Raw genomic sequence first — 12997 nt, forward strand, 5'->3', positions numbered from 1 at the left:
AGATGGCCTATAACAACAAAGCCCGGCATTAATGCCGGGCTTTGTTAGTTATAGTAACGCTTTTTCGCTATACGCGACGGTATGACAGATAAGTCGGCTCCCACATATGCTCGACCACTTCCAAGTCAATATCTTTGCCACGCAAAGTCGAATCTGGATCTGTCTCCTGCATATGCTTAAGAATTGTCATCGCTACATGATGCGAGACTTCTTTCAGCTCTTTAATCCTTGGGTAAACACAACCCGCCGCCAGATCTTCTTCTGAGACACATTCAGCCAGCGCATACGACGCCGTGGTGAACATATCCATAGTGACTTTCTTAGTTTGCGAGACAATCGCAGCAAGGCCGACACCAGGGAAGATAAAGACGTTATTGCCCTGCCCGATACGATATTCAGTACCGTTGTAATCAACGTTACCGAACGGGCTACCTGTCGCAACAATCGCCTGGCCGTCACTCCACTGGTAAATATCTGCAGGTAGCGCTTCACAGTTAGCCGTCGGGTTAGACAGTGGGAACACCATAGGACGCTTAGTGTATTCCATCATCTTCTGAACATGCTCTTCTTTGAATGCCCCACCAATACCACTGGTTCCCAGAAGCACAGTTACCGGATGGTTGTTGATCAGCTCAGTCAGCGTCACCTTGCCAAGCTCTTCGGTATGCCAGTCGGCAGCGATAGTGTGTGGTTTGGCGTAGCGTTTCTTGTACTCATCCAGTCCATCACGATCATCAAAAACCAATCCCTGAGAATCGAGAATGAAAATCTTATCGCGGGCAGCCTGCTGGGTGCAGCCCTCTTTCAACAGACCGGCATAAATCTGATCTGCAACCCCGACACCACCAGCACCGGCACCATAAACGACATAAGTCTGGTCTGCCAATGTTTCCTCTTTGATTTTGACTGCGCCCAGAATACCGGCCAGTACAACTGAACCTGTACCCTGAATGTCATCATTAAATGATGGTAGGTAGTCTTCATAATCATTGAGGTTATCGAATGCATTCGACTTACTGAAGTCTTCCCACTGAAGCACTGCCTTAGGGAAATGGCGCTTAACTTGATGGACAAATTTCTTAATGAAAGCTTTGTACTCTTCGCCACGCAGACGCTTACGAGGCACACCTAGGTACATTGGATCATCCAACAGTTCCTGATTATCCGTACCAATATCAAGCGCAATTGGTAAGCAGTGTGCAGGGTGAATACCCGCACCCAGTGTATAGAGTGACAACTTACCAATCGGAATGCCCATACCGCCAACACCCTGATCACCCAGCCCAAGAATACCCTGGCTGTCAGTTACCACTATGATCTTGATATCTTTACCCATGAAGTGACGGGCAAGTTCACCCATGTTATCGACATTATCTTCGGTGATATAAAGACCACGCGCTTTCTGATAACGATGGCTGAATTCCTGACACGCCTTACCCACCGTCGGGGTATAAATGATTGGCGTCATTTCCTCAACATGATGTGAAAGCAGTGCATAAAACAGCGTTTCGTTACGATCCTGCAATGCCCTCAGGAATAGATATTTTTCGATATCCGTCGATGCATTCCTGAAGCCATCGTAAACACGGTTAAGCTGATCTTCGAAAGTCTGAACACGTGGAGGGAGTAAGCCATCCAGCTGAAACGCTTCCCGCTCTTCATAAGTAAATGCAGTGCTTTTGTTCAGTGTACGGTCATTGAGCAGTGCGGTACCAGTTAAGGAAACGGGTCTGAACTCATTGCCATTTTCATCTTTCCAACGCAGGTACTTGCCTATCGTCATGGTATCCCTCCAGTCTTAATTTCGACAATCAGCCCCGGTCGGCATTCGTCTGTAATATTGAGAAACAATGCCGGGCTGACACTGACTCCCTCAGGAGATAACGAAAGATTCTACGCCCATTATCTGAGGAAAAATGTGAGGCTTGGTGAATAATTAATTGATTTTAAAATAGTTATAAACAAAGAAGCCCGCATTTATAGCGGGCTTCAAAATTAGGCCAGGTTATTGTTCTGTTTGGTATCAGAAAGTAACCGTCAAGTTCTCTGTCGTAAGAACCGCATCCTTGTGGATTGAGCCGGTATCAATATTCAGCACAGCGCTGTTATCTTCCTCTGGATGATCAACACTACCATTACACACAAGTGCAATGTCGTATGTGCCTAACGGAACATAGCCAACTTCAAACGATCCCGTTGATGCATCAACAGCGGTAGTCGCGTATGGTGCATTTGGGCTGTCTTCCTGAATATCGCCATAATTACCATCGTTCGGTGTGGTGTAAACATAAACGTGAGCATCGCTGATATCGTTACTGCACGATGACGCACCGACAGAACCACTGATTGTCGCAACACTTTCGTTGTTCACCATACGAATGGCTGTTGTCTTCAAACGATAGCCATGTGCTTTGTTTTCAACAATACCTTTGCGCAGATCGAACTCAAGCGTGTATTTAGGCGCTGTCGATGCAGAGATCTCAAAAGAATCAGGAATGATAATCTTGCCATTGGCATTGGTGTAACCCAGTTCCATCACCTGATCGCTGTCAGTCACAACATGAGAATACGGTGTATTAACTGGATCACCATAATCACCACTTGCAACCGCATTAAGGCGAATCTGTGTATATGTTCCAGCCTCCAGGGCTTCGTCACTCAAAACCTGTAGTGATTTCTCTCCCTGGAAAGCCATCAGGTTAATGACCATAAACAAAGGGTTACCATCGGCATCAACAGGAATTGAATAAGTGTCCGGGATACACTCAGCAGAGCTTTGATCAGCCGCAAATGAAGCTGTCCCCCAGCTTGACTCATCTTCGTCCGTTTGCTTTACCGATATCTGATCAAAAGCCACACACACCTTCTTCAGACTATCGACCGGCGCATCAGAGAAGGCCAAATTAAACTTTGCAGCACTTGTATTGCTATCAGATGAACCTGAATTGCATCCGACAAGCGCAAGACCAACCATACCAGCTAAAATAACCTGCTTCATTGACAAACCCTTAATAATAATTCGCTCAATAAAGTACAAAAAAAACGCATTTAGCTCTAGCAGGGCTCTCCAATAATGAACAAAACTCACAGTAAATTGACAAAGACGCAAATATCAATCTCTCCATACAACAATACGACGCATTAAGACAAACGATTGCACACTAGCTGAAAGCGATAATTTCCTAACCAAATTCATACAATGCCGACAAAGTAGTCAATAAGATCAGATAAATAAGACAGTGCTCACAACAGAAGTAAGCAACCAATTACATTGCAACAAAATTATGTAGCATTCGTTTGGTTTTAAAAACAAATCGGATAATAAAAATGAAATTCACTCGAAGTGTAATTGCTGCCTCTATCGCCCTGGCTGCTCTGGCCGGCTGTTCTTCCAGCAATGATGAGACAATTCAACCTGTCACCGAAGCTCGTTTCGCCACCTACAATCTTTCTTTTGACCGCGACACTTATGAAGCACTGGTTGCAGAAATGGAACTCAGCCGAGAAGAGCAATCAGCCCTGATTCAACGCTATAAAGACAATGATTCGACACTAACTGAAACACAGAAAACGACAGCAAAGAAAGTTATCCAGATCCGCAACGTTGCCGAAACTATTCAGCGTACCCGTCCGAATGTCTTCCTGCTGGCTGAATTTAATAACGACGGTGAAGGTAAAGACATGAAGGCGATCGAGGGCTTTCATGATAACTATCTGGCTTATGCGCAAAATGATCAGCTAAAACCAATCAGCTACCAGTTCCGGAAAAACATCGCAACCAACACAGGTAAACCAAGTGGTTTTGACCTGGACAATAACGGTAAAGCAACAAATATCCAAAATGACGCTTGGGGCTTTGGTAACTACTACGGGCAATATGCTTTTGCCGTATTCTCTCAATTCCAAATTGATGAAAATAACATCCGCACTTTCCAGAACTTCAAGTGGAAAGATATGCCTGGCGAAACCAACCTGAAAATAGTGAAATGTGATGACCCAACTAAGATCCCGGCAGGCAAGAGTTGTGGTGACAACTGGTACAGTGATGAAGCCTGGGAGCAATTCCCGCTTTCATCGAAAAACCACGCGGATCTGCCGATTATTATCCCGACACCTTCCGGCGAACAAGTCATTCACTTCCTGGTTTCGCACCCTACCCCGCCAATCTGGGCAAATGCGGCAAACCACAATGTCATCCGAAATCATGCTGAAATCGAGTTCTGGAAAGACTACATCGAATCAGACAACTACATGTATGATGATAAAGGCATTACAGGCGGCCTTGCAGCAGGCAGCAAATTCGTTATAGCCGGTGATCTGAACGCCGATCCAATTCAGGGTGATGGCGATCTGACAGCCATTAACGATCTGCAAAAGAGTCCGCTGGTAAACATTCACGCGACAATCGGCTCCCAAACCCCAACCAGTAAAGGCGGTCCGGAATGTTTCGATCTGGAAATCTGCACCGGTGACAACAAAAACACACCGTACATTGATCACATCACTAGTAAGAGTGGTCTTCGCCTCGACCACGTAATCCCATCTGAAAACCTGACTGTAACAGACTCTGGCGTATTCTGGCCGGCAAGCTACGAAGACGGCTACCATCTTGTTTACGATAAAGAACTAGGTAACAGCAAAGGTGTCTCTTCTGACCACCGTCTGGTGTGGGTTGATTTTGACTTGACGAAGTAGCCTTAATTCGCTGTTCTGACTGAAATCAATAAGCCCTGTCATGAGAAACATCACAGGGCTTTTTAATTTAAACAGAAAACACCGGAGAAATACCGTAATCCTGCCCGCCCATCAGCAATAGTCCAATAACCACCAGCAATATACCGCCCAAAAGCTGTAGATAGTAACCGGCCAGGTTCCAACCCGTCTTGCTACTATTATTGCTGGCCATCAGATAGCGCTTAACCAAATGCTTACCAGTTAAAGTCATCATCGCAATGAGGGAGGTTGTAAGTGCTGTCCCTGCCGCCATCACCACCGCACTAATGACTCCCATCCAATACATTCCGACCATATTGGCAAACAGAAGTACCATAATGGCACCAGTGCAAGGCCGAATCCCAATCGTTGCCACAATACCGACATACTCCCTCCATGTGGAAGCCCGGTTAATCGCTTCAGCATCAGCGACATGCTGGTGACCACAACCACACCCTTCATAATGATGGTGATGGTTCTGAGCTAAAGAAGGCTTGCCTGCAAAAGGCTGGGCTGAAGAGTGAGCCGCTGACTTTAACGCAAGCTGCCCGGTTTCGTCAGGTGATTGAGCTGACAACGGCGTCAAAGCCATCACCTGAAGCTTAGAATGCCGCATTGAGTAATAAATATGCTTTATCGCCTTCCAGCAAATCAGTGCTCCCAGTACAGCTACCAACGCAAAGCTCAGCGACACAAAAATCATCGCTTTTTGGTTAACCGCACGCATTGACGCGCTAAAGCCCCAAACCAAAACACTCACCAATACAATCGCGACCAATGCCTGACACAAAGCTGAAATAACTGTAAGCATCAGACTTGCTTTCACCTTCGTCGGGTGGGTCGCGAGATAGGTAGTAACAATCACTTTGCCATGCCCCGGCCCTAATGAGTGAAGCATGCCATAAAGAAAACTGAATCCGCCCAGGTATCCACCAGCAATCAACGGGTTTGCCTTAGCATCGTATAACAAGTCTGCCAGTTGGGCGTTTACCTCGCGCTGCCACTGAATACTGGCAACCACCAGTGATGGCCACAACAACCACAACTGATATAAGCCAATTGCTAAGGCTAATGAGACAATAGCGGCTACACACCAACGACCTCGGTGAGCCCGACGTCTTACCATTTCGTTACATTCTGATTGAGAAAAAGGTTGGTTCATGGTTATTTTCTTTTGGTCTGTCGAGTACTCATTAGGCAGCAGGAATACCAGCACAATGGATTTTCACTGTCTGGGTAAACAGCTGTCCTAGCGCATTATCCGGATCGGCGTCAGTAGGCAAAGACATCGCATAGCTCATTTGCTCAGAAGTCGGATTAGGCTCAATCATTTCCAGCTGACATTGGCGGGCAAGCTCAGCCGACAAGACAACATCGTTTGCCGATTTCCACGCCATATCAACATAGTAACTCGGCTCAAAAATCAATAAACGCAACGAATCTCGTGTAACTGGCTTTGGCTTTGAAAGAGGAAGCTCAAAACTGATTACTAACTTAGCTCTGTCACGCGTTAGTTTCTCGCTATGGGCCACTTTGTACTTAATCGGATTATCGCCATCATAAAAGTAAGTGAAGTAGTGTTCGTACTTCATATTTTCTAGCACCGATGCCGAGATCTTACGAAAGGTTTCCTGCTCGTTTTCGGAAGAAACATCTTCACCATCAAGCATGTAAGCCGAGGTCATCGCATCAAAAGACCACTCCATTTTAAAGCCGGAGATCATCCCATCCTTACCTTCGATATAGGTTTTCATATCAACCCAGGAATGAGGATGGGCTTGCACAGTCGGCACCACAAATACCGCTAACGCCCAAAGCAATAGGCTCTTACGAGGCCATCGAGATAAATGTTTGTAATTTGATAATTGGCGATAGATATTACTGACAAAACGAGAGACTCGTCTGAATAAATGGGTTCGTTGCCGAAAGTGATGGAGATGGTGTTTTTTCATAATGCTAACGCCTTTTATTTGTAGTTATGTTATAACATAACTTACAATTATTACAAAAAGTTAAACCCAACAATCACCACCATAAGTGATTATTTAATAATGCAGGTAAAATCAGACGATACAACACTGTGTCAATCCTGCTTAAGTCTCAACCGATCCTGCATATTGAGATAGCCATCGATCTGAGCAAGATAAGCGATATCAATCGGACTACTTGCAAACACACCCACCCACTTATGATTAAACCTTTTTATAGCTGAACTCATTAAAAAATTATTTTCCAAACCAACTTTAAATGGATATTGTTCTGTTTGATTTAAATTTTTTGTATCAATTTCTTTTACATATACCATCTGATAATCAAAAATAGGAAATAGTAATCCTTCAAGCTCCAAAATAGTATTGGACGGTTTTTCTTTATCAGAAACTCTTAGGTTCACAGTTCCTGCGTGACAAGTGGCATAAACATCAAATGGAGTATCAGGCAACCAATACTTCATTGAAAAGCGACAACCGAGACCATTAACATAAACCAAAGTGATAAAGACGGTCGAAAAAATAACATTAGCGATTAAAAGTAACTTTAAACTTTTCATTATAGTTTTGACCATGTTATCTCCTTATTTGTGGAGTTTAACTCAGACAAAACACTAACCCCTTTACTTATATCGTCAACATGCGCACCAATTGCACTATCTTTAGAGTAACAGGCAATACCTAAATTATTTCTCTTACATTCCACATCAACAACATCTATATATATCATCAGATAAAACCTGAAAAATACCAGATTAGCAATCACGAGTATCATTAGTCTAATGAACTGAAAGGTCTTCCTACTGATAAGATTTCCATGCCGCACATTGATATTAACTCGCTCTTTATTTGTAGAGACGACTTCCCTATTATCATATTCAATGTAACTGCTAGAATAAACATATCCTCTTCTAGGTATGTTTTCCAATTTTATATCTTCACTGACAGATAGCACCTTCCTTAAGTTGTGAATTGCAACATTTAAAGAGTTGTTCCCCACAACCCTGCCATTCCACCCAAACGCTACCAACTCATCCTTCGAGACTAATTGACCATTTCTATCAACAAGATAGCTTAAAATATTGGCCTCCGATGGCGATAGCTTATAAAAAGATTCACTGCTCTCGTCATCAAAACACACAACTCTCAACATTTCCATATCGAGATAAATATTACTCGTTATATTTATTTTCATAAAACAGTGACCTATTGATATAGGCATCAATTATAAACAACCTCAAAAACACATCACAAGATTTACACAACAATAAACAAATTTTGTGATGACGTTCTCAAAACAAAAAACTTACACAACTAAGTGCATGCTGAACCACAAAATGCATAAGCAATTGTATTTAAAGGATTAATTTTTTAATTATTGATTGATTATTTTACCAAAGCATAAAAAGTTCGTAGTTTACCGCTACAAGTTACGCTGATTGCAATGAAATACGTGTATGTATAAGGAACGTGACAGTTAAATTGTCACTTCTAACTTTCAAGTAGAAGACTTTTATGTGGGATTTAAAAAACCAATCCCAATTAAATATTTTCAAAATAGCACCAGTGCTGAAGTCGATTACAAAAATCACATAAATACAGTGATTTTACACTGTGTTTTTCTAATGGGATTCACTATACCCATTAGTTTTTGAACTTGTGTTTTCATTAACACTAAAATTAGCCTTATCGGAGATAGCTATGAAAACAAATAAAACAGCACTAGCATTAATACTAAGTGCATTATACCTACAGGGGTGTGGTAGTGGTTCTACAAATGAAAACACTAATACAGAGAAAACAGTTAACACTGGATATTTTAGAGATGCAGCCGTCAGTGGCGTGACTTATCGTACGGAATCACAGGCAGGGGTTACAGAAAGTGCAGGTCGATTTCAGTACAAAGAAGGAGAAAAGATCAAGTTTTCGATCGGCTCGCTATCGCTTGGCGAGGCTGATGCGGGTCCGATTGTTACGCCGATTGAAATGACAAACCTTCTTTACCCATCTGACACTGAAAACGTGAACATGGTACGTGTTTTAATGGCGTTAGATAAAGATAAAGCCCCTGAAAACGGAATTCAAATAAGCGAAAGGTTACGCGCATACCTTTCAAACGATGTCGACATGAGTAATATCGACATAACATCAGACCAAGGTGTAAATGATATTTCGACACTGTTATCTCAATACATCGATATCAACATACCTAGTGCTCAACAAGCCATAGAACATTTTAATGAAACGCTAAGATGCAATATTAGTGGCGTTTATTATGGTGAATACAATGGTGATGACAGCGGTCTATTTGGAGTCGCAATTGATCCTGTAGGACTTCGTGCCCGTGGTGCTGTTTTATCTGAACAAGATGACTATGTACATATTGGTATTCTTGGTAAGCCTTTGGAATTAAAAGGCGGAAGCCAACCGCTAAGTATTGGAAGCACCAATCCTGATTATGACGATATTGCTAAGTTTTCTGTAAATATCGGAGCAAACAGCGTTTCCGGAACCTGGCACTTTGCTGGCGTTGGAGCACAAGGTCAAGTCTCGGGTCAAAAAGCACTGGATTGGGAACGACAAGGAACAATCAAGTATGTCGGCACCTATTACCAAAACACTAACGAATACTTTGTTCCCAGCGGCCTGATCCAAATCACATACAATGGTGAGCAGGATGCCACTATCAATATTTTTGATTTTACAGATGGCATCGTAAGAGAGACAACTTCAGAAAACGATAACGGAAATATCTCATTTTACCTAACAGATTACAGTAAGTTGAACTTGAACCTGGCTGAGCGTGCAGGTGAGGTCATTAACGAAACGTTTGATGATGAAATTGGCAACGACTATCGCTTTAAGATGAGTAGTTGCCGTTTGTAATATATGACGTAGCGACAAAAAATCCCTCGATGTTTATCGAGGGATTTATGTTATCGAACTCAGCTAAACCAGACTTATTGTTAAGGTTCAGTATTAAGGCAGTCCATCAAAATTACGCCACGGCTTCTTCGAAGGTTCTCAGCACCTGGCGATCATTTTCAACCCGTTTGATCCAACCATCTGATTCCATGCGGTTCAGAACTGGGATCATGTACTTACGGGATAAACCGGTTCGCTCCCTTGCATCGGCAATGGTAAAGCGCTCGTCCATCTCACGACCATCAATCAGATCTGTGACTAACTGTTCGTAGATATTCTTCTCGTAGTAAATCTTGCCTTCAAGCGGTACAGCAAAACCAAGACGCACCAGATTTCGCAGCTCTTTCTGTGCGCCCGGGATCTTTTCTTTATCCGCTTCAAAGCCCTGCTTTTCCGCCTTACTCATGTGATCGAGAATTTGCTTAGCAACCGGTGAAAGCTGAGTTTCACTTCGACCATTACCCAAAGAGAACAACTCACCGTTCTGGCGCAACTTGCCTTCTTCTACCATCTGCTGCAACAGGGCTGACAGCGTTTCTACCGGCAGTTGTAGCTTACCGCTCAGTTCATTCACCGACAGGTCGATCTGCTCCTGCTGGAGGATAGCCTCAACCTGCTGATGGGATTGTTCAAAGCACTCTTCGGTAAAAAGCCATTCACCGCAAACCTTATAGCTACTTTCATCCAACTGATGATCGCCCCGCTTAGCATAGCCATAGAGCGCCATGTTAATGTTGACGTAATTTTCCCAGGCAGGCTTCTCTGGCATGTCCATCAGCAGATCATAAAGCTTGCTACGTTGTTGTTTCTCTACCGCCCCGCCCCAAACGATGGCACCGCAGTTAACAATTCGACTGCCACCATGCTGAATCAACAATGCACGCTGATTCCAGAAACAGCATGCAGGCTCTTTGAGACGAAGGCGGGCAAGGTTTGTTCCTTTGAAAACAAACACCTTAGCCAGAGTATTGAATGTACCGAAGGCAACTTCAATTTCACTGTTGTTACGACATTTATTCTCGAACAGCATGCTATCAAGGCGGATAATGACTTCATCAACCATAAAGCCTGCTTCTTTCGAGGCCATCAGGCAGAAGCCACGCTCTACGTCTCTCTTCTTCACACCTTTAAGGCCAATCGCTACCCGTGATACCGGCTTAGCCGTTTCAATATTCTGGTGGTAGGACTGCAGACTCTTCACCTGTACTTCCCTGCCGGAAGGCTGAAGGTACAGCTTCTGGCCAATGGTAAACTCACCACCGCACAAGCTACCGGTCACCGTTGTGCCAACGCCATTGACCGTAAACACACGGTCGATGTACAAATGCGCCTGACGCTCGCTGTCTGTACGTGATGCGTCCAGCTCTTCCATTTTGTCGATCTTACGGCAGATATGCTGACGCAGAGCATCAACCCCTTTATTCTGATGTGCAGATACCACCATAGAATCAGGAATAAACCCGGCAATTTCCAGGAACTGCTCCAGCGCTTCTTCCTCTACCAATGTCAGCATCTCATCATCAACCAAATCTGACTTGGTGATCACCAGAGTGACATTTTCAATCCCCATCGCAGCAATCACTTTGAGGTGGTCAGTTGACATCTGCATCCAGCCTTCATCGGCGGCAACTACGAACAAGACCATGTCGAGGCTCCAGACCCCGGCAACCATGTTTCGAATAAAACGTTCGTGTCCCGGCACATCAATCACACCCACCGGCTCACCGTTAGGGTGCTTAAAGAAGGCAAAACCGAGATCAATTGTCATCCCACGCTTTTTTTCCTGAGGAAGGTGGGCAGTATTAATACCAGTCAGTGATTTAATCAGTGCTGATTTACCGTGGTCAACGTGACCTGCTGTTCCGACAACATAACTCATTGCAGTACCTCCGCCAGTTGGCCACGCAAATAAGGAATCTCAGAATCAGAAATGGTCGCCATATTCAGCTGTACCTTGTCATGTTTGATTACGCCGATAACTGCCAGCGGCCAGTTACGCATAACCTCAAGCAATTTCTCGGCTGAGCGCTTATAGCGACCGTTTTCAGGACTGATCTCGACAGACCAGGAAGGATCGTTCTGATCCGGCAGTGACCCACCACCGACCGTCATTTCAGAGCGGACAACCTGCAACTGCTCGCCAAAACCTTCTGCAAGCTGCTGAGCTCTTTGCTCAAGCACCGCTTCCGGCTGGGTATTCTTGCTTTCAGCAACACCCTGCCCGCTTTCAAGTTGGTTAAGTTTTCTCACAACCAGTTCTTCAAGCAGTGAATAAACAATTCGGCTCGGCCTGAAAGCCCGCATCATCGGGTTCTTTTCAAGTTGCTTAATCAACGGCTGCTTACCTGTCACCAAACCGGCCTGCGGACCACCCAGAATTTTATCACCAGAGAAACAAACCAAATCTGCACCCGCCTGAATGTAACTCGCGACAGTTGGCTCATCTGGCATGGATTCTGTCGTTGTACCTGAGCCCTGATCAACAGCCAGAATGACATGCTCCGGCAATGCCTGCGCCAGTTCTTTCACATCCGGCGATTCGGTAAAGCCCCGGATCTTAAAATTAGAGGTGTGAACCAACAGAACCATGGCAGTATTTTCGGTTACTGCATCAAGGTAATCCTGAGTTGTCGTGATGTTAGTCGTACCGACTTCCACCAGCTTGGCACCGGAAAGTGCCAGGATATCAGGGATCCTAAAGCCGCCGCCGATCTGGATCTGCTCACCGCGGGAAACAATCACTTCTTTCCCTTTAGCCAGTTCATGCAGCATAAGATAGATAGAAGAGGCATTGTTGTTCACAACCAGGGTGTCTTCACCTTTCACCAGATATTGCATCAGCTGCTGCAACATACCTTTGCGCTTACCGCGTTTACCGGTAGCAAGGTCGATCTCCAAGTTATTGTAGTGAGTATTAACTTCAGTTACGCTTTGCCAAAGTTCAGCATCAATTGGCGAACGACCGAGATTGGTATGAACAATCACCCCGGTTCCGTTTATGACCCTCTGCAAACGCTGGCGATTCACCAGCCAACATGCCTGCTCTATGTAGTGATAAAGCTGCTCAAGGGAAAACGGTACACCTTCAGGATCTCTCAGGTGCTTCTTTTTGTAAGCCTGCACCTGCTCACGAACAATGTCCGTCACTACTGGACGACTCAACCGCTCGATGTAAGGAGATATGAAGGCTTGCTGAAGGATCTTTTCGATTTGTGGAATTGAGGACAAGGTGCTTACTGTCATAATCAAGCCCCGATATTGATAAACCAAAAAACAGAAAGTACGTTGATACCGAATCAGAATTAAAAAACAGCTATTACCAGTTTTAATTTAGCCAATAATACCGAAAGGGAATCTATATCAATTTCTGT

General features: G+C 44.3%; 10 protein-coding genes. 2 read left to right on the top strand and 8 right to left on the bottom strand.

Features of this window, described 5'->3' with window-relative positions:
* Positions 1 to 67: 67 nt before the first annotated feature.
* Both AACQ93_RS22610 and AACQ93_RS22615 read right to left on the bottom strand, forming a co-directional pair.
* Entirely contained in the window at positions 68 to 1783 is a 1716-nt protein-coding gene (locus AACQ93_RS22610; protein ID WP_064609087.1) for an NAD-dependent malic enzyme, read from the bottom strand.
* A gap of 240 nt (positions 1784 to 2023) precedes the next feature.
* Positions 2024 to 2998, bottom strand: coding sequence for a DUF4382 domain-containing protein (locus tag AACQ93_RS22615; protein WP_064609089.1), 975 nt, complete (start codon positions 2996 to 2998; stop codon positions 2024 to 2026).
* Positions 2999 to 3327: 329 nt separating this feature from the next.
* Between AACQ93_RS22615 and AACQ93_RS22620 the strand changes: the two genes are divergently transcribed.
* Complete coding sequence (locus tag AACQ93_RS22620) at positions 3328 to 4695, top strand: endonuclease/exonuclease/phosphatase family protein (RefSeq protein ID WP_064609091.1); 1368 nt, start codon at positions 3328 to 3330, stop codon at positions 4693 to 4695.
* Positions 4696 to 4762: 67 nt separating this feature from the next.
* Here the strand turns inward: AACQ93_RS22620 and AACQ93_RS22625 are convergent, their stop codons facing one another.
* From AACQ93_RS22625 to AACQ93_RS22640, 4 genes are all read right to left on the bottom strand, one after another.
* Entirely contained in the window at positions 4763 to 5839 is a 1077-nt protein-coding gene (locus AACQ93_RS22625; RefSeq protein ID WP_064609710.1) for a nickel/cobalt transporter, read from the bottom strand.
* Between the two features lie 67 nt (positions 5840 to 5906).
* The gene (locus tag AACQ93_RS22630; RefSeq protein ID WP_064609093.1) at positions 5907 to 6665 is read right to left on the bottom strand and encodes a DUF1007 family protein; all 759 of its coding nucleotides are present in this window, start codon (positions 6663 to 6665) and stop codon (positions 5907 to 5909) included.
* 131 nt (positions 6666 to 6796) lie between these two features.
* Complete coding sequence (locus AACQ93_RS22635; RefSeq protein ID WP_064609095.1) at positions 6797 to 7276, bottom strand: hypothetical protein; 480 nt, start codon at positions 7274 to 7276, stop codon at positions 6797 to 6799.
* Positions 7261 to 7896, bottom strand: coding sequence for a winged helix-turn-helix domain-containing protein (locus AACQ93_RS22640; protein WP_064609097.1), 636 nt, complete (start codon positions 7894 to 7896; stop codon positions 7261 to 7263). The genes AACQ93_RS22635 and AACQ93_RS22640 overlap by 16 nt, the downstream gene beginning before the upstream one ends.
* A 506-nt stretch (positions 7897 to 8402) precedes the next feature.
* Between AACQ93_RS22640 and AACQ93_RS22645 the strand changes: the two genes are divergently transcribed.
* Positions 8403 to 9587 carry a hypothetical protein gene (locus AACQ93_RS22645; RefSeq protein ID WP_064609099.1) on the top strand — a complete coding sequence of 395 codons (1185 nt, stop codon included), beginning with the start codon at positions 8403 to 8405 and terminating at the stop codon, positions 9585 to 9587.
* Positions 9588 to 9699: 112 nt separating this feature from the next.
* Here the strand turns inward: AACQ93_RS22645 and selB are convergent, their stop codons facing one another.
* Together selB and selA are read right to left on the bottom strand one after the other, a co-directional pair.
* Positions 9700 to 11505 (bottom strand): selenocysteine-specific translation elongation factor, encoded by a 1806-nt coding sequence (gene selB / locus AACQ93_RS22650; RefSeq protein WP_064609101.1) that lies wholly within the window; start codon positions 11503 to 11505, stop codon positions 9700 to 9702.
* Positions 11502 to 12869: an L-seryl-tRNA(Sec) selenium transferase gene (gene selA / locus AACQ93_RS22655; RefSeq protein WP_007464091.1), complete on the bottom strand. Its 1368-nt coding sequence runs from the start codon at positions 12867 to 12869 to the stop codon at positions 11502 to 11504. The genes selB and selA overlap by 4 nt, the downstream gene beginning before the upstream one ends.
* Positions 12870 to 12997: the final 128 nt, after the last annotated feature.

Origin of the sequence: Photobacterium sp. J15, from assembly GCF_963870815.1 — a bacterium.
Classification (GTDB): domain Bacteria; phylum Pseudomonadota; class Gammaproteobacteria; order Enterobacterales; family Vibrionaceae; genus Photobacterium; species Photobacterium marinum.

Bases quoted from the DNA above. Each gene is read 5' to 3' on its own strand.
- AACQ93_RS22610 (WP_064609087.1), bottom strand. From the start codon at position 1,783: ATGACGATAGGCAAGTACCTGCGTTGGAAAGATGAAAATGGCAATGAG.
- AACQ93_RS22640 (WP_064609097.1), bottom strand. From the start codon at position 7,896: ATGAAAATAAATATAACGAGTAATATTTATCTCGATATGGAAATGTTG.
- AACQ93_RS22630 (WP_064609093.1), bottom strand. From the start codon at position 6,665: ATGAAAAAACACCATCTCCATCACTTTCGGCAACGAACCCATTTATTC.
- AACQ93_RS22635 (WP_064609095.1), bottom strand. From the start codon at position 7,276: ATGGTCAAAACTATAATGAAAAGTTTAAAGTTACTTTTAATCGCTAAT.
- selA (WP_007464091.1), bottom strand. From the start codon at position 12,869: ATGACAGTAAGCACCTTGTCCTCAATTCCACAAATCGAAAAGATCCTT.
- AACQ93_RS22620 (WP_064609091.1), top strand. From the start codon at position 3,328: ATGAAATTCACTCGAAGTGTAATTGCTGCCTCTATCGCCCTGGCTGCT.
- AACQ93_RS22615 (WP_064609089.1), bottom strand. From the start codon at position 2,998: ATGAAGCAGGTTATTTTAGCTGGTATGGTTGGTCTTGCGCTTGTCGGA.
- AACQ93_RS22645 (WP_064609099.1), top strand. From the start codon at position 8,403: ATGAAAACAAATAAAACAGCACTAGCATTAATACTAAGTGCATTATAC.
- selB (WP_064609101.1), bottom strand. From the start codon at position 11,505: ATGAGTTATGTTGTCGGAACAGCAGGTCACGTTGACCACGGTAAATCA.
- AACQ93_RS22625 (WP_064609710.1), bottom strand. From the start codon at position 5,839: ATGGTAAGACGTCGGGCTCACCGAGGTCGTTGGTGTGTAGCCGCTATT.